The organism is Streptomyces sirii, assembly GCF_045690365.1.
GTDB classification, from domain to species: Bacteria; Actinomycetota; Actinomycetes; order Streptomycetales; family Streptomycetaceae; genus Streptomyces; species Streptomyces sirii.
On the sequence record NZ_CP147982.1, the window covers coordinates 1682173 to 1699651 of the forward strand.

The following is a 17479-nucleotide window of genomic DNA, read 5'->3' on the forward strand; positions in this document are numbered from 1 at the left end:
ACCGGGCCGTACCAGAAGCGCCGTCCGGCGAAGGGGTAGGCGGGCAGGTGGACCCGTGCGGGCGCCTTCGTACCGGTGTGCAGGCGGGCCCAGTCCAGCGGCATGCCCTTGGCCCAGAAGGCGGCCAGCTCCCGCCAGTCGCCGCGGCCGATCCAGCGGGCGACGAGCTCGCGCAGTTCGTCCTTCTCCGCCAGGGCGGCCAGGGCCTCGCGGGTGGCCCGGACGCGGCCGCGGGACCACGAGCCCCCGGCCTCGGGGTCGGAGTCGGGGTCGGCGAGGAAGGCGGACAGCTGGTCGAGCCACTCCCCCGGGGTGATCGCGACGAAGCACACCCGCTCGTCCATCTCCTCGCGGCCGGTCTGCAGGGTGGCCGCGACGGCGGGCAGGTCCACGGGGGCCCCGGAGCGCAGCAGGTCGGCGAGTTGGCCGGCCCGTGCGCGCAGGTCCTCGGTGGTCCGGGCGGACAGCGGCAGCAGCACCGGCCGTACGGACGGCGCGGGCGTGGCGGGTGCGGGCGTCGTGCCCCGGTACTCGGCGACGATGACATGGGCGTTGGCGCCGCCCGCGCCGAACGAGGAGATGCCGGCCATCCGCGGGCCGCCGTCCGCGGGCCGCGGCCAGGGGGCCCCGCCCGTCTGCAGGGTGAACGGGGTGGCCGCGAAGTCGATGTCGGGGTTGGTCCGCTCGGCGTGCAGGGTGGGCGCGAACTCGCCGTGCCGCAGCTGCAGTACGGCCTTGGTCAGGCCCGCGATGCCCGCGGCGGCCTCCAGGTGACCGATGTTCGACTTGACCGAGCCGAGGGCGCAGGCGCTGCTCTCCCCGGTGTCGGGCGCGAAGGCCTGGGTCAGGCCGTCGATCTCGACGGGGTCGCCGAGCCGGGTGCCGGTGCCGTGCGCCTCGACGTAGCCGATGCCGGCGGCGGACACCCCGGCGCGGTCGAGGGCGTCGCGGATCAGCGCGGCCTGTGCGCGCGGGTTGGGCACGGTGTAGCCGTTGGTGCGCCCGCCGTGGTTGATGGCGGAGCCGACGATCACCGCGTGGACGGGGTCGCCGTCGGCCTCGGCCGCGGCCAGCGGCTTGAGCAGCACCGCGCCGACGCCCTCGCCGGGCAGGAACCCGTCGCCGCCCGCGCCGAAGCTGCGGCAGTGCCCGTCGGTGGCGAGCATCCGGGAGCGGCTCAGCTCGACGTACGAGGAGGGGTGCAGGTAGAGGTTGACGCCGCCGGCGATGGCCAGCTCGCACGCGCCGTGGCGCAAGTGCTCGCACGCCTCGTGGATCGCGGTCAGCGACGACGAGCACATGGTGTCGATCGGCATGCTCGGGCCGCGCAGGTCCAACAGGTACGACACCCGGTTGGCCAGCGAGCCGAAGGACGTACGGGGTGCGGGCGGCAGTCCGTCGGTGGCCGGCGGGCGGTGGCGGTCGAAGCCGGTCTTGGTGATCCCGGCGAAGACGCCGACCGACGAGCCGTGCCGCTCGGCGAGGCGCCGCCGGGTGTAGCCGGCGTCCTCCAGCACCGACCAGGCGCTCTCGACGAACAGCCGTTCCTGCGGGTCCATGTCGGCGGCGTCGCGCGGTGCGATCCCGAAGAACGCGGCGTCGAACCGGGCGAAGTCGTCGAGGAAGGCGCCCCACTTGCTGTAGCTGGCACCCCGCTCCACGGCCCGCTGCGGGTCCGGTTCGAAGAAGCCGTCCAGCGACCAGCGCTCGGCGGGGATCTCGCGGACGCTCTCACGGCCCGCGCGCAGGTTCTCCCAGAACGCCTCCAGGGTCGCGGCACCCGGGTAGCGCCCGCTGAGGCCGATGATGGCGATCGGCTCGTCCGCGCCGACCGGACGCGGCGTCCTCGCCGCGCGGGTTCGGGGGCGCACCGGTGCGGCGGTCTCGTCGGCCCGCGGCGTGCCCGGCGCGGCGGTCGCGGCCGTCGCCTCCGGCGCGGGGCCCGTCCCCGCCGCGTCGTCCAGCCAGCGGCGGCAGCCGTCCGCGTGCTGCTCCGCGAGGTGGCCGGCCAGGTCGTTCAGCGTCGGGTACTGGTAGAGCACCGTCTTGGGCAGGGCGCCGAACCACCGCGCGAAGTGGCGGTTGAGCCGGGTCACGGCCAGCGAGTCGATGCCGAAGCCGTCGAGCGGCGCGGCCGCGTCCAGCCGGGCGGCGTCCAACCGCACCGTCCGGGCGATCAGCTCCTTCAGCAGCGGCAGTACGCGTGCCCGCAGCCGCGCCGGCTCCGTCTGCGTCTGCGTCTGCGTCTGCGTCGTCTCCGCCTCCTGCGGGGCTTGCGCGTCCACTGCGCTCTCCTCGTCCATGACCAGTAGGTGTGGTGTGCCGAGCGCCAGTGCGCCGTGCAGGGCCCGCAGCGCGGTGTCCGTCGCCAGGGGGCGCCCGAAGCGGGCGGTGAGCGCGGGCAGTTCCTCGGCCGGGACGCTCATCTGGCCGTCCCGCCACAGCGGCCAGCCGATCGAGACGCTCGTGCCGTGGCGCTCGCCCGCGGCGGCCAGTACGGCGCGGTGGGCGAGGTAGGCGTCGAGGAACCCGTTGGCGGCGGCGTAGTCGGCCTGCCCGGGGTTGCCCCGCGTCCCGGCACCGGAGGAGAACGCCGCGAGGAAGTCCAGCGGCAGACCGCGAGTGGCCTCGTCGAGGTTGACCAGCCCGGCCACCTTCGGCGCCAGAACCCGCTGGGCGTCCTGGTGCGACTTGCGGATCACATAGTCGTCGCTGATCAGGCCCGCCGCGTGCACGACCCCGTCGAGCCTGCCGTACGTGCCCACAAGGGAGTCGACCAGGTCCGCCACGGCGGCGGCGTCGGTGACGTCCAGCCGGCGGTACTCGGTCCCCGGGCCCGGCCGCCCCTCCGGCGAGCGTCCGCACAGCACGACCCGGGCGCCGGGGGCGTGGGTGGCGATGTCGGCGGCGACCAGCCGACCGACGCCGCCCGCTCCCCCGGTGATCAGGTAGACGCCGTCGGCCTTCCACACCGGCGGGGGTGCCGCCGCGCCCGGGGCCGCCGCCCAGGTGCGGACCTGGCGGCGGCCGTCGGTGTGGCGTACGTGGTCCGCCTCCTGTCCGGACTCCGCCCGCAGTACGTCGGCGAGTTCCTCGCCCGACGGCCACCGCGTGAACTCGATCAGCTGCCCGTGCAGCGCCGGGTCCTCCTGTGCGGCGGTGCGCAGCATGCCGAGCAGACCGGCGTAGCCGTACGAAGTGCCCTCGCGGCACACGACCTGCACGGAACGGGAGCCACCGGCGGGCTGGTTCAGCAGCCGCTGGAGCTCGCCGAGCAGCAGGGTCGCCGCGTGCTCGTAGGCGGCGGCCGGTCCGTCACCGCGGCTTTCCACACGGGCGACGGACACACCGGGCAGCTGACGGCGCAGGGCGGTCACGTCCGCGTCGGAGGCGTCGCACAGCACGACCAGCCGACGGGTCGCGGGGGTCGCGGTGCGCCCTCGCACCGGTTCGTCGTGCCAGGCCGGCACACGAAGGATGTTTCTGCTCACGTTCATTCCGTTCCAGGTCACTGGGCGGCCGGGCCGCCCGGTCCAGTCAGGAGGCAGGGGGGGAGGTGTCAGATCCGGCTCAGGGCGTCCGGGTCGACCCGGCCGTCGAGGACCGCGTCGAGCAGCGCCGCACGGGCGTCGGTCTCGAACGCGGGCTCGGCCGCGGGGGCCGGGGCGGGAGCGGCGGGCGGTGGCACGGGGGCCGGGCCGTCCGCGGGCACCCAGTAGCGGTCGCGGGCGAAGGGGTAGCCGGGCAGCCGCACGGTGCGGCGCTCGCCCGCCCGATGGCCCGCCTGCCAGTCGACCGGGGCTCCGTCGCACCACAGGGCGGTGACGTGGTCGAGCCGTCCGTCGTGCAGGGCCCGGGTGACCTCGGGGGACTGCTCCGGCTCGCGCCGTACGCCGGCGCCGCGCGAGCGCCGCAGGCCGCCGGTGTGCCAGCCGGCGGGCTCGCCGCCCGCGAGGAACCGGTCCAGCGTGCCGAGTACCTCGTCGATGCTTCCGGCGACGAAGCCCAGGCGCGCTTCCATGGCCTCCCGGCCGACCTGGAGGGTGAACGCCAGGTCCGCAAGCTCCGGGGCGTGCCCGTCGCGGCGCGCCCGGTCGAGGAAGTCCCGCAGCCGTCCGGCCGCGGCACGCAGCCGGCCGTCGTCGCGGGCGGACAGCACGATGGCCTGGGAGGCGGCCGGACGGGCCGGCGCCACCGGTGCGGACGCCGCGGGCGGTGCTTCGAGGACGACATGGGCGTTGGCGCCGCCGAAGCCGAAGCTGCTCACCCCGGCCCGCAGAGGCTGCGGCCGCCCGGTGGCGTCGGTGCGCGGCTCCCAGCGGCGCAGCTCGCGCACCACCTCGAAACCGCCGCCGTCGAACGGCAGTTGCGGGTTGAGCCGGTCGCAGTGCAGGCTCGCCGGCAGCTCGCGGTGGCGCATGGCGAGCAGCACCTTCAGCACTCCGGCCAGGCCCGCGGCCGACTCCGCGTGGCCGATGTTGCTCTTCACCGAGCCGAGCGCGCACGGCCGGTCCGGGTGCGGCGGCCTGCCCTCGGCGGTGCGCAGCGCACGGTAGGCGCTGTCGAGGGCGTTGACCTCGACCGGGTCGCCGAGGCCGGTGCCCGTGCCGTGCGCCTCGACGTAGCCGATGCCGTCCGGGTCGATGCCGCGCATCGCGTCCTGGATCAGCGCGGTCTGCGCCCTGCCGTTGGGGGCGGTCAGGGAGCCGGCGCGGCCGCCGTGGTTCTCGGCGCTGCCGCGGACCACGCCCCAGACGGCGTCGCCGTCCCGCAGGGCTCGGGCGAGCGGCTTGAGCAGCACCGCGGCGACGCCCTCGGCGCGTACGTATCCGTCGGCTCCGGCGGCGAAGGTCTTGCAGCGGCCGTCCGGGCTGAGCATGCCCGCCATCTGCGTCGCGGCGAAGGTGTCCACGCTCAGCAGCAGGTTGACCCCGCCCGCGACGGCCATCTCGCAGCGGCCCGACCGGATGCTCTCGACGGCGCGGTGCAGCGCCACCAGCGAGCTGGAGCAGGCCGTGTCGACGGGTTCGCTCGGCCCGTTCACGTCCAGCACGTAGGAGATCCGGTTGGCCAGCATCGAGTGGGCGTTACCGGTGGCGGTGAAGCCGTCGGGTGCCACGCCGCTGGCGTTGAGCAGGTGGTGGTAGTCGCCGCCGGAGACGCCGAAGTAGACGCCGGTACTGGCGGGGAGGCGCGCCGGGGCGTAGCCGCCGTTCTCCAGCGCGGCCCACACGGTCTGCAGTGCCAGGCGGTGCTGGGGGTCCATCAGCTCCGCTTCGAGCCGCGAGAGGTGGAAGAAGTCCGCGTCGAAGCGGTCCACGTCCTCGATCAGACCGGCGTACTTCGGGAAGTCCGCCCGCGCCACGACGTCCGCGTAGGGGCCGTCGAAGCGGTCGCCGGGGTAGTCGGAGACCAGGTCCTCGCCGGCCCGCAGCCGCTGCCAGAAGGCGTCCAGGTCGTCCGCGCCGGGGAACCGTCCGGCGGCGCCGACGATGGCCACCGCGTCGTCGTCCGGCGCGGACGCCGGCAACGGGTCGGTTGCCGGCAGCGGCTGCGGGGACGCCTCCGGGGACGACCCCGTGGCGGCGACCGGCGCGGGTGCGTCGGCGACCGCGGGGAGGGTCAGCTCGGGGCCGTGGCGGTCGAGCAGATGCTCGGCGAGGCTGCGGATGTCGGGGCACTCGAAGAAGACGGCGGGGGTCAGGTCCGTGCCGAGGATGTCGTTGAGTTCCGAGGCCAGTTTGGCCAGCGCGATGGACTCGAAGCCGTACGCGTGGAAGTGCGTGTCGAGGTCGATCTCGGCCAGGTCGAACTTGAGCAGGTCGGCGACGGCCTCGCGGAGCGCGACGATCAGCGCCGCCGGAGCTTCCCCGACCGCCGCGGCGGTCACGGGCCGCTCGGGCTCCGGCCGCTCGGGCTCCGGCCGCACGGCCACCGGCCACCGCTCCCCCGCACCACTCGGCATCGGCAGCGCCGGACGCGACGTCGGCGGCAGCGCCACCGGTGCCCGTTCGGCCTCGCCGGGAAGTGTCGGCTCAAGGCCGCCGACGGTGAACTCGGCGTCCTCGATCCGGCCCAGCACCCGGCCGTCCGCGTCGAGGAAGGCCACATGGAAGACCGCTTCGGACGTCCGCGCCAGCACGATCGCCCGGGTGCGCTCCCACTGCTCGCCCTGCACCGATCCGACCCGCACCACTTCGGCGTCGGCCCGGCCCCAGGCGTGCGCGACGCCCTGGACCAGCCCGGCGAGCGCCCAGGCCGGGAGCTGCACCTGCCGCTTGTGCGGGTCCTGGCACATGGCCGGTTCGGCGACCCGGACGAGCAGCCGGTGGCCGTCGAGTTCGGTGACCCCTTCGACGCTGCGCGCGTACGGCCGGGCGTCGAGACCGGCGCCGCCGAGCGCGGCGTACAGGCCGTCCCGGTCGAGGGTCTCGGGCGCGGTCAGCACCTGCGGCATCGAGGCGTCCTCGGCGGGCGCGGACGGTACGACGTCGGCGGCGAAGTGGAGCGTGGCCTCGTCGGCGTCCCACAGCTCGACGCGGTGCCCGCCGTCGTCGGACGCGCCCAGCCGCCAGGTGAACGCCTCGGGGGCGTCCGCGGGCGAGGGGAGCGCGGCCCACCGCGCGCGGCGCAGCCGCAGCGGCCCCGCCAGCCCGGCGAGCCGGGCGAAGGCCAGGCCCGCGTCCAGCAGCGCCACGGTGGCGTAACGGCGCTTGCGTCCCACGGTGTAGACGTAGTCGAGGAGTTCGTCGCCGCGCAGCCGGAGGCGGTAGCGCACGCCGTTGAGGTCGGAGGCGTTGGTGCCGACCCAGGGGTGCGCGCGCCGGGTGAAGGCGAGCGGCCGCAGCACACTGGGCGCGTCGTCGTCCTCGGGGTACCAGCAGCGCACCTTGTCGAAGGGGTAGGCGGGCAGCGACGCCTTGGCCGGGCGGCCGCCCACCGGCCACAGCCGGTCCCAGTCGACGCTCGCGCCGTCCGCCCAGTGCCGCGCCAGCTCCGCCTGGCCGCCGTCGCGCAGGGCCTGTTCGACGGTCGCCGCGTCGGCGGTGCGCCGGCGCCGCAGTGTGCTCGCCGTGAAGTGCACGCCCGCGGGCACGACGGGCGACTGCGCCGTGAGGTCCACGGCGGACAGCTCGGCCAACCGGGCCTCGGCGTCGGCGAGGTCGTCGGCGACGAAGGCCAGTCGGCACGGCAGTTCGTTCTTGCCGGTCTGCAGGGTGTACGCGAAGGCGTCCAGGCCCGGTGCGGTCCGCCGTACGTGCGCGTGCATATCGCGCAGCACCGTCCGCAGGGCCTTGGGCGTCATGGCGGAGAACACCAGCAGCCGCGGGCGGCCGCTGTCGGGTGCGGCGGCGACCCGCCCGTCGTACTCCTCGACGACGAGGTGCACATTGATGCCGCCGGCACCGATGGACGTCACGCCCGCCCGGCGCGGCACCTCCTCGCCGCCGACCACGGGGCGCCGCCAGGGGTCGCGGCGGCGCTGCACCACGAACGGCGTGTTGTCGAAGTCGATCGCCGAGCTGAGCGTCTCCGCGTGCAGCGAGGGCGCCAGCGTGCGGTGCTTGAGCTGGAGCAGCACCTTGGTCAGGCCGGCCATGCCGGATCCCGACAGCAGGTGCGCCACGTTGGACTTGACCGAGCCCAGCGCGCAGAACCCCAGGTCCGGGGTGTGGCGGCCGAACGCGAGGGCGGCGCCCTTGATCTCGATGGGGTCGCCGAGGGAGGTCGCCGAGCCGTGGCCCTCCAGGTAACTGATCGTGCGGGCGTCGACCCCGGCGTCGTCCAGCGCCTTCTCGATGGCGCGGGCCTGCTGCTGCGGGCTCGGCACCGTGAAGCCGTTGCGGACCCCGGCGTTGGTCATACCGCTGCCCTTGATCACGCCGTAGACGTGGTCGCCGTCGGCGACGGCATCGGCCAGCGGCTTGAGCACGAGCGTGCCCACGCCTTCGCCCAGGATCGTGCCGTCGGCACCGAGGCCGTAACTGCGCACGACGTCGGCCGACTTGGTGGTGAAGTGCGCCTGCGAGGTCGCGATGAGGTCGTACGGGTGCAGCATCAGGTTGATACCGCCGACGACGGCCACCCGGCACTCGTCACCGCGCAGCATGCGCACGGCCTGGTGGACGCAGGCCGACGCCGAGGAGCACATGGTGTCGAGGAACGCCGACGGCCCGGTGAAGCCGTAGTGGTAGGACAGCATGTTCGCCATCACGCCGAGCTCGCTGCCGCTGGTCGCGGTGCCGCGCATCAGCATGTTCTGGAAGCCGTAGAGCGAGTAGCTGTTGTTCATCGAGCCGACGAGCACGCCGACGTCGCCGTCGTAGCGGCGCCGCAGCGTCTCGCGTGAGTAACCCGCGTCCTCCAGGGCCGTCACGCCCGCCTGCAGGAACAGCCGTACCTCCGGGGACAGCAGCTCGGCGTCGCGCTGGGAGATGTTGAAGTAGCGCGGGTCGAACGCCTCGACGTCCCGCAGGAACGTGCCGGTCTTGACGACGGTCTTGCCGTCGACGTCGCGCTCGTCGAAGTAGATGTCGCTGTGCCGCCACCGCGACTCCGGGACGGGTTCGAAGCTGTGCCGGCCCTCGCTGAGCAGCTCCCAGAACTCCTCCAGGGTGTCGGCGCCCGGGTACCGTCCCGCCATGCCGATCACCGCGATGTCGTGGCGGTCCGGGTCGGCGGGCCGGACGACCGGGGCGGGCCCGGCCGCGGGCGCGGGCGCGCGGGGCTGTTCGGCGGCGGGCACCTCGGCGGCGGGCGCGGGCGGCTCCTCGACCGCGGGCGCCTCGGACGCGGATGCTTCGGGGGCGAAGAGCTCCAGGAGCCGTTCGCGGTGCTCGGCGACGAAGTAGCCGGCCGCGCCCCGCAGATCGACGTACTCGAAGAAGAGCGTCTTGGGCAGCGACCCGAAGGTGTCCTCCAGCCTGCTGGTCAGCTCGACGATGGAGATCGAGTCGATGCCGTAGGTCTCCAGCTTCTCCTCGGCCAGGATGTCCTCGGGGTCCTGCAGGGTCACCTCGGCGAACAGGTTCCGCAGCAGGTCCTGTGTACGGGTGAGGAGTTCGACCTCGTCCAAGGCGGCCGGCGGGGCCGCCCCGCGCACCGCCGCGGACGTGCCCGGCTCGGGCTTCGCGGCGCGGTCCAGGCCCGCGTACCCGCGCAGCTTGGCGCGCTCCCCGAAGAGCACCACGCGGCGCACCGGCGCGGCGGGGTGCAGTGCGCGCTCCAGCGCGTCCAGGCCGGTCCCGCTCGGCAGCGGCACGGTCCCGGTGCGCTTGCGCAGATAGGCGAGGCTGGCGTCGTCCACGCGCATGCCGCCGTCGGCCCACAGCGGCCAGTCCACCGAGCGGGTCGCCCGGCCGGCGGCCTGCCGGCGTGCGGCGAACGCGTCGAGGAAGGCGTTGGCGGCGGCGTAGTCGCCCTGCGCGGCGTTGCCGAAGGCGCCCGCCACGGAGCCGAACAGCACCAGGAAGTCCAGGCCGTCGGCGCGCGTCGCGTCGTCGATGTAGGTGGCGCCGTCCACCTTGGGCGCGAGCACGGCGGCGGTGCCGGCGAGGGGTTTGTTCGCGAGGTAGCCGTCGTCGAGGACGCCGGCCGCGTGGAACACGCCGTCGAGCCGTCCGTGGAGCGCGCGGATGTCCGCCACCGTGTCCCGCACCGCGTCCGGGTCCGTGACGTCGGTGCGGCGGTAGGCCACCTCGCCGCGGGCCAGGCGGGCCCGCAGGGCCAGGACGTCCGGGCTGTCCGCCGAGCGGCCGCTGACGACGACCGTGGCGCGGTGGCGCTCGCAGAGCCGCTCGGCGAGCAGCAGGCCGAGTCCGCCGGCGCCGCCGGTGATCCAGTAGACGCCGCCGTCGCGCAGCAGCGTCCCGCCCGCCTCGCCGGGAGGAAGCTCCACGAAGCGGTGCCGCACTCGGCGGTCCTGGGCGTCGTAGGCCACTTCGGCGTCGTCTCCGGCGCCGGCCTCCGCTCGGACCACCCGCTCGAAGCGGTCGGCGTCGCGGGGGTCGCAGGCGTCGAGGAGCACCAGTCGGCCGCGGAAGGAGGGGTTCTCCTGCTCTGCGGTCTTCAGCAGCGCCGCCAGCGGCGCGTAGACCGGCGAGTCCGGGGCGCCCGGCGCGACGACGAGCACCTGCCGTCCCTGGCCGAGGAGTTGCCGGACCTGCGGATAGCAGGCCTCGAACGCCGCCTTCATGGCGGCGGCATCGGTGGCGGCGGGATCGGTGGCCACCGGCAGCTGCCGGACGTCCATGCCCAGCCGCGCGGCGCTCGCCGCGGCGAGGTCGCCGTCCAGTGCGGCGTTGAGCACCGTCACCGGACCGGCCGGGGCGGCCTGCCCGGCTGCGGGGTCCGGGGCGGGGGCCTCCTCCCAGACACCGGTGACCTCCAGGAGTTCGCCTTCCGGGGCCGCCGGCTTGGCGGCGGGCAGCTCCCTCGACGTGTAGCCGGAGAGCCGCACGCACAGCCGGCCGTCGGCGTCGTACAGATCGATGTCGGCCCCGGTCGTCCCGGCCGCCTTGCCGCCGCCGGCCGGCCGCAGCCACGCCCACATCGTCGCGGTCGTCGCCGCGTGCACGGTGAGCCGGTCGAGCGCGAACGGCACCGCGGGGGCGGCCGGCCGGCGCCAGCCGCCGTCGACCGGGCCGAGGGCCAGGGCGGCGAGCAGGGCGCTGTCGAGGATCGCGGGCTGCAGCGCCATGCCGTCCGGGGTGCCCGCGGGCAGCCGCAGCTCGGCCAGCACGCCGTCCGGGCCGCGGTGCAGGGCGTGCAGGCCGCGCAGCGCGTGCCCGTGCTCGATCCCGCTGGACCGCAGCGCGGCGTAGCCCTCGGCGACGTCGACGCGCCGGGGGAACCGCTCGCGCAACGCGTCCGGGTCCGTCCGCACCTCCTCGACAGCCTCGCCGTACTCGACCCGGCCGCTGGTGTACGGCGTGCCGTCGCCATCGGTGATCGCGTAGTCGTAGCCGTCGGCGGCGGGCGTCAGGCGGAGCTGGGGGAACAGCCCGGCGTCGCCGACGAGCAGCGGCCGGATCCACACCGCGTTGCGGATACGGGGCGCGAGTTCGGCCCTGGTGCCCGCGACGGCGGCCCGGCCGGCCGCCGCGGTGACGAGTTCCAGGGCCAGCACGCCCGGGACGATCCGTGCGCCGTTGACGAGGTGGTCGCGGACGAATCCCTGTCCGGCGTCGAAGTGCAGGGGGAAGGTCCAACTGCCGCCGTGCGCCTGGCCTTCGCCGAGCGGGGCGGGCGCGACGGGCGCGAGGTCCGTCGCACCGCGCTCCGGTCCGGTGTCCGTCGCACCGCGCTCTGGCCCCCGGGCCGTGTCGTCGCGGGTCGGCTGGAACCAGTGCGGCGTACGGGCGAACGCATAGCCGGGCAGGTGCATCCGGCGGCCGCGCTCGGGCCACTGCGCCCAGTCCACGGGCAGGCCCTGGGCCCAGGCGGCCGCGAACTTGTCCCACCTCTCCTGCTCCAGCCAGCGCTCGGCCAGGGCCGTCAGATCGTCCGCGTCCAGGCCCTCGGGGGCCTCGGCGCCGGCCCGGCCGCGCGGGCAGTCCGCGGGCGGCTCCTGCCCCGCGGCGACGCTCTCCAGCTGCGCCGCCCACTCCTCGACGCCGCTGGCCCGGAACACCACGCGCTCGCGCAGCGGCACCCGGCCCTCGCGCAGCGTACGGGCGACATCCGTCAGGGACGGGGCGTCGCCCTGCTCGATCCGGGTGCGGACCCAGCGGGCGAGCCGGTCGCAGGTCTCGCGGAGCCGGTCGGCGTCCTTGGCGGACACCGGGAGCCACTGCTCACCGGTGTCCTCGGTGGCGGCCACCGGGTCCGCGGCCTCCAGCAGGGCGTGGGCGTTGGTGCCGCCGAATCCGAAGGAGCTGACGCCGGCACGCAGCGGTACGGACCCTTCGGCGGTCCAGTCGGTGAGCCGGTCGAGGACGTACAGCGGGCTGCCGTCGAGGTTGATGAGGGGGTTGAGCTTGCGGAAGTTGACCGTCGCGGGCAGCTTGCGGTGGCGCATGGCGAGGATGACCTTGAGCATGCCCGCGATGCCGGCGGCCCCTTCCAGGTGGCCGATGTTGGTCTTCACCGAGCCGATGCCGCACCGGTGGGCCGCGGCCGGCTCGGGCCGGTCCGCGGCCAGGTCGGCGAAGGCCTGCTTCAGCCCGCGGACCTCGATGGGGTCCCCGACGGGTGTGCCGGGGCCGTGGGTCTCCACGTAGCCGACGGTCTCGGGCGCGATGCCGGCCTTGCGGTAGACCCCGGCGATCAGTTCGGCCTGTGCGGCCGGGTTGGTGACGGTCAGCGAGCTGGTGCGCCCGCCGTGGTTGCTGCCGATGCCCTTGATCACGGCGTGCACGGCGTCGCCGTCGCGGCGGGCGTCCGCGGCCCGCTTCAGCAGGACGATGCCGCCGCCCTCGCCGCGCACATAGCCGTTGGCGTCGGCGTCGAAGGCCCGGCACAGGCCGTCGGGCGAGAGCATGCCCGCCTTGGCGAAGGCGATGAAGTGCCGCGGCGACCAGGTCAGATTGACCCCGCCGGCGAGCGCGAGGTCGCAGTCGCCGGCCTGGAGGGCCGACACCGCCTGCTGCACGGCCACCAGCGAGCCGGCGCAGGCGGTGTCGTTGACGACGCTCGGGCCGCGCAGGTCGAAGTGGTGGGAGACCCGGTTGGCGATGATCGCGTACGCGGCGCCGGTCGGGTAGTAGGCGTCGATCTCCTCGACTTCCCGCTCGATCAGCTCGGCGTAGTCCCAGTGGCATACGCCCATGAAGACGCCGGTGGCGGAGCCCGCGACGCGGTCGGCCCGGTAGCCGGCGTCCTCCAGGGCGTGCCAGCTCAGCTCCAGGGCCATCCGCTGCTGCGGGTCCATGGACTGCGCCTCGCGCGGGGAGATCTGGAAGAAGTCGGCGTCGAAGCAGTCGGCGTCGTCGACGAAGCCGCCCCAGACGCTGTTGGTCTTGTTGAACTCGCGGCGCGGATGGCCGAGATGGTCCTCCTTGCGCCAGCGGCGCTCGGGGACCTCGCTGATCAGCGAGCGGCCCGCGGCAAGGTGGCTCCAGAACTCCTCGGGCGTGCGCGAGCCGGGCAGCCGCAGGGACAGGCCGATGACGGCGATGTCCCGGTCGTCGGCGAGGACGCCGTTCTCCTTGTTCATGGCGCGTTCTCCGTCCTAGGCCGACTGGGCGCCGCTGCGCCGGTCGACGACGTACAGGGGGACCCCCAGCGGGCCCCGGTGGCGGGCGTTGCCGCGCACGTACCAGTGGTGCAGCCAGACCGTCGACGCCAGGCAGACGAAGGCCTGGTTCTCCTTGGTACCGATCTGCTCGGGCGGGCTGTCGAAGACCCGGTCGGTGAACCGCCGCACGAAACGCGCGTCCAGGACGCCGATCTCGTCGAGGGTGCCGGGGTCGGTCAGCAGCTCTCGGTAGTCCGGGCGGGAGCGGACGAACGCGGCGCTGTCCGGGGCGCGGTAGGGGAACTTCCCCTTTTTGACGATCCGTTCCGGCAGCACATCGGCGTAGGCGCGCTTGAGCAGGTACTTCTCGTCGTAGGGGTCGCCGAACCGCAGGTTGACCGAGGCGGCGCGGCGGACGACCGCGGGGTCGAGGAAGGGGCAGCGGTTCTCCACACCGTGGGCCAGCGCCATCCGCTCGCCCTGGGTCGAGAGCAGATAGCCGCCGAGCAGCGTGCGGAACTCCAGCCACTGGGCCTTCTGCACGGGGGTGAGCTGCGCGTATCCGGGCTCGTCGGCCACGAGTTCGGCGAGAGCGGCGAAGGGGTCGCCGGCGTTCTTCAGCAGGCGTGCGGCGAAGCGGCCGTTCTGGAATCGCATCTGGTGGGAGAAGAGGCCGGGCAGGGTCTCCTCGGTGAACTGCCGGTAGAGGCCCAGCATCCGGCGGTGGCCGTCCTCGCCGCTGAAGTGCCGCAGGTACGGGTAGAGCTGACTCATGCGGCGCAGGCGGGTGTCGTCGTCCAGTTCGTGCCAGGTCGACAGCAGCTGCGTGTCCTTGAAGATGCCGTAGCCCAGGAACGCCTCGTCGGCGCCCTCGCCGCTGAGCACCACCTTGATCCCTTCGCTGCGGACATGGCGCGCCAGCAGGTACATGGGGACGAAGGCGGTGCGGAAGACGGGCACCTCGGCGTGCCGGACGGCTTCGGGGAAGGCGTTGACGACGTCCTGGTCGGACACCCGCACGGTGGAGTGGTGCGTGCCCAGGTGCGCGGCCAGCGCGGCCTGTTCGGCCGATTCGTCGAACTCGGCGTCCTCGAACTCGATCGAGAACGTCCGCAGCGGGCGGTCGGTCCGCCGCGCGGCGAGGTGCGCGATGATCGAGGAGTCCAGGCCGCCGGAGGCGTAGACGCCGACCTCGACGTCGCTGCGCAGCCGCACGTCGACCGCGGCTTCGAGGTCCGCGCGGACGAGTTCGACGGCCTCCTGCTCGCTCTGCGGGGCCGGACCCGCGGTCAGGTCGAGGGTGGCCCAGCGGCCGCGCCGGACCTCGTCGCCGCGGAGGGACAGGTACTCGCCCATGGGGATCTGCTCGATCCCGTGGTAGCCGCTCTGGCCGGGCAGCGGGGTCCAGGTGGCGAAGACCGACGCCAGCTGCGCCTCGTCGAAGGCGAAGCGGAAGTCGGGGTAGGCCAGGAACGCCTTCATCTCGGAGGCGAACAGCCAGGCGCCGCGGTGCCGCGCCACGAACAGGGGCCGCTTGCCGAACCGGTCGCGCACCAGGTGCAGTTCGCCGGTGACGCTGTCGTAGAGGGCGAACGCGAAGGCGCCGTTGAAGCGGGGCAGGCAGTCCAGGCCCCAGGCGACCCAGGCGGCCAGCACGACCTCGGTGTCGGACTCGGTGCGGAAGGCGAAGCCGCGGGCGGTCAGCTGCTCACGCAGCTCCCGGTAGTTGTACAGCTCGCCGTTGTAGCACAGCCAGTAGCGGCCGTCGGCGCTGCCGACCGGCTGCGAGCCGGTGGCCAGGTCGATGATGCTCAGCCGCACCGTGCCCATGGCCAGCCGGTCGTCGAGTAAGCAGCCCGCCTCGTCGGGGCCGCGGTGCTCGATCTGGGCGAGCATGCCGTGGATCAGGGTCTCGTACTCCTGCGGGGGCAGGGGGCTCTGGAAGAAGCCGGCTATGCCGCACATCGGGTCACCTGCTCCCGGCGGCCCGCGAGCGGGCGGCGTCGACGAACTCGACGATGCCGGACAGCGAGACCATGACGTTGCCGAGGATCTCCTCGCCGAGCGGCACTTGGTACTTCTCCTCGATGTGCCCCATCAGCGAGATATAGCCGAACGAGTCGAGGATGCCCGCCTTGAACAGGTCGGTGTCCTCGGTGATGTCCGAGTCGAACTCGAACATGAACTGCTCTTCCATGTGCTTCTTGAGTTCCTGCTTCATGGCTGTGCGTCACCCTCGCGATGGTCGATTCGGGGCGCGTGCCGGTGTCCGGCGCGCGTGAACTCTGCGCTGGTGCGGCGGCGTCAGGCGGCCGCGAACCCGGCAGCGACGATCCGGCCCAGCGCGGGCCACTGGGACCGGATGAAGAAGTGGCCGCCGGGGAACCGGTGTGTGGTCAGGGGCCGGGTGCTCTCCCGTTGCCAGCCCTCCAGGTCGGCCCGGGTGAAGCGCTCGTCCTCGCCGGTCATGGCGGTGACGGGCAGGTCCAGCGGCGGGGCCTCCTCGTGCCGGTAGGCGCCCAGCGCGGTGAAGTCGGCCCGCATCATCGGCTCGTAGTACGCCATCAGGTCGGGGTGCTCCCACAGCTCCTCCGGGATGCCGCCGAGCTCGCGCAGGTGCTCCCAGAAGGCGTCGGTCGGCAGCTCCCAGGTGTGCCGTTCCCGGCTCGGGACGGCCGGTCCGCACTCTCCGGAGACGAACAGGTGGACCGGTGCGGGCAGCCGCTCGGCGCGCAGCCGGCGGCAGAGCAGGAACGCCAGCCGGGCGCCGAGGCTGTGGCCGTAGAGCGCGTAGGGGGCGTCGAGGCGGTCCCGCAACTGCCCGAGCAGGTCGTCGACGATCGCGGCGGGGTCCAGCAGCAGCGGCTCGGAGGCGCGTCGGCCGCGTCCGGGGCGCTCCAGCGTCACGACGTCGACGTCCGGGCAGGAGGCGGCGAGGCCCGCGTAGGCGCGCTCGTCGCCTCCGGCGTAGGCGACGCAGAACAGGCGTGGCCGCGACGGCGATTGCGACTGCGGCTGCGGCTGCGCTCGCGGCTTGGGCGTCCGGTGGGCGGGGGCCGCGTCGATCTGCCCGATCATGCGGGTGAGGACTCCTTTCCCGCCCACCTCGCGGCAGCGGTCGGCGCTCGTGCGCTCCAGCAGGTAGCGGACGCTGTCCAGCCACCGCACCGATCCGCTGATCTGGTCGCTCAGCGTCGTGGCGGCGTCCTGGTCGGTGTACGGCCGTGCGGTGAGGTTGGCGATCACCGTGGCCCGCAGCGGCGCGAACCGGAAGCCCTTGAGGAAGGCGGCGAACTCGTCGCGGGCGGCGGCCATGAACCGCGAGTGGAAGGCGGCCGAGACCTTCAGCCGGGCCACTCGGGTCCCCCGGGCGTCGAGCGTCTTGTGCGCACGCTCGATCTCGTCCAGGGCCCCGGACAGCACGGTCTGCACGGGGGTGTTGATGTTGGCGACGTCGAGCCGCGACAGCCCCTCCTCGGCGAGGAAGGCCCGCACCTCGTCCGCGCCCGGCCCCACCACGGCGAGCATGCCCCCGTCCGAGGCCCGGGCCATCAGCTCGCCCCGCTTGACGACGAGCTTCAGTCCGGTCTCGAAGTCGAAGGCCCCGGCGGCGTGCAGGGCGTTGTACTCCCCCAGGCTGTGGCCCAGGAGGTACCCGCCCTCGGGCTCGCCGCGCTCCAGCGAGTCCTGGTAGGCCAGGGCGTTGACGACGTAGAGCGCGGGCTGGGTGTAGCGGGTGTCGTCGAGCCGCCCGTCCGGGTCCTCCAGGCACAGCCGCGCGAGGTCGTAGCCGAGCACGTCGCAGGCGAGCGCGGTCGGTTCGGGGAACCGCTCGAAGAGACCGGCTCCCATGCCGCGGGTCTGGGAGCCCTGGCCGGGGAAGAGCACGGCGGGCGTTCCCTTTGCAGAAGCCCTCACGCGCGGCCCGCAGAACGGTGTTCGCGGGCGGTGGCAGGGCAGTCGTCCGGCGGGTTCATGGCCTCCCCGATCAGCGGTGGTGTCCGATGACGGGAATCCTGCGACACCCCCCTTGCAGGGGCCTGGTCAGGACGCTGGCGTATTCCTGCCGTCCGCTGTAGCGGTTTTCCGCCATCCTTGCCGGAACCCCTGCAGAGACCTTGCCGTTCGCTTACCGATGGCCAAGATGATCTTGGAACGCCCCGTTCTGTGTGCCAAGCTCCGGTTTGGAAGGGCACCGGCCGACAGCGCCACCCGCCCGTCAGCACGATCGCGCGTGCGAGAACGATTGGGACCGATATGCCGTCATCCATACCGCCGAAACCGGCCCCGACCACCCCGGCC

Annotated in this window: 5 protein-coding genes (1 of these 5 cut by a window edge); all 5 read right to left on the minus strand. The window is 74.1% G+C overall.

The features are described 5' to 3' along the window. Nucleotides 1–3491 carry the 5' end (the start) of an SDR family NAD(P)-dependent oxidoreductase gene (locus WAB15_RS07710; protein ID WP_407285772.1) on the minus strand. It extends 20737 nt beyond the left edge of the window, so the window shows 3491 of its 24228 coding nt (coding positions 1–3491); it begins with the start codon at nucleotides 3489–3491; its stop codon lies off the left edge, out of view. 68 nt (nucleotides 3492–3559) lie between these two features. Beyond that, nucleotides 3560–13156 carry an SDR family NAD(P)-dependent oxidoreductase gene (locus WAB15_RS07715; protein WP_407285773.1) on the minus strand — a complete coding sequence of 3199 codons (9597 nt, stop codon included), beginning with the start codon at nucleotides 13154–13156 and terminating at the stop codon, nucleotides 3560–3562. Between the two features lie 15 nt (nucleotides 13157–13171). Further along, nucleotides 13172–15142, minus strand: a complete 1971-nt coding sequence (gene asnB / locus WAB15_RS07720) for an asparagine synthase (glutamine-hydrolyzing) (protein ID WP_407285774.1) — start codon at nucleotides 15140–15142, stop codon at nucleotides 13172–13174. A gap of 4 nt (nucleotides 15143–15146) precedes the next feature. After that, complete coding sequence (locus WAB15_RS07725; protein WP_407285775.1) at nucleotides 15147–15398, minus strand: acyl carrier protein; 252 nt, start codon at nucleotides 15396–15398, stop codon at nucleotides 15147–15149. An 83-nt stretch (nucleotides 15399–15481) separates the two neighbouring features. Continuing rightward, a complete protein-coding gene (fabD, locus tag WAB15_RS07730; protein ID WP_407285776.1) occupies nucleotides 15482–17065 on the minus strand; it encodes an ACP S-malonyltransferase in 1584 nt (527 codons plus the stop codon). Between the last annotated feature and the right edge of the window lie 414 nt (nucleotides 17066–17479).

Excerpts from the sequence above, each read along its gene's own strand:
- WAB15_RS07715 (WP_407285773.1), bottom strand. The coding sequence starts at position 13,156 with ATGAACAAGGAGAACGGCGTCCTCGCCGACGACCGGGACATCGCCGTC.
- asnB (WP_407285774.1), bottom strand. The coding sequence starts at position 15,142 with ATGTGCGGCATAGCCGGCTTCTTCCAGAGCCCCCTGCCCCCGCAGGAG.
- WAB15_RS07725 (WP_407285775.1), bottom strand. The coding sequence starts at position 15,398 with ATGAAGCAGGAACTCAAGAAGCACATGGAAGAGCAGTTCATGTTCGAG.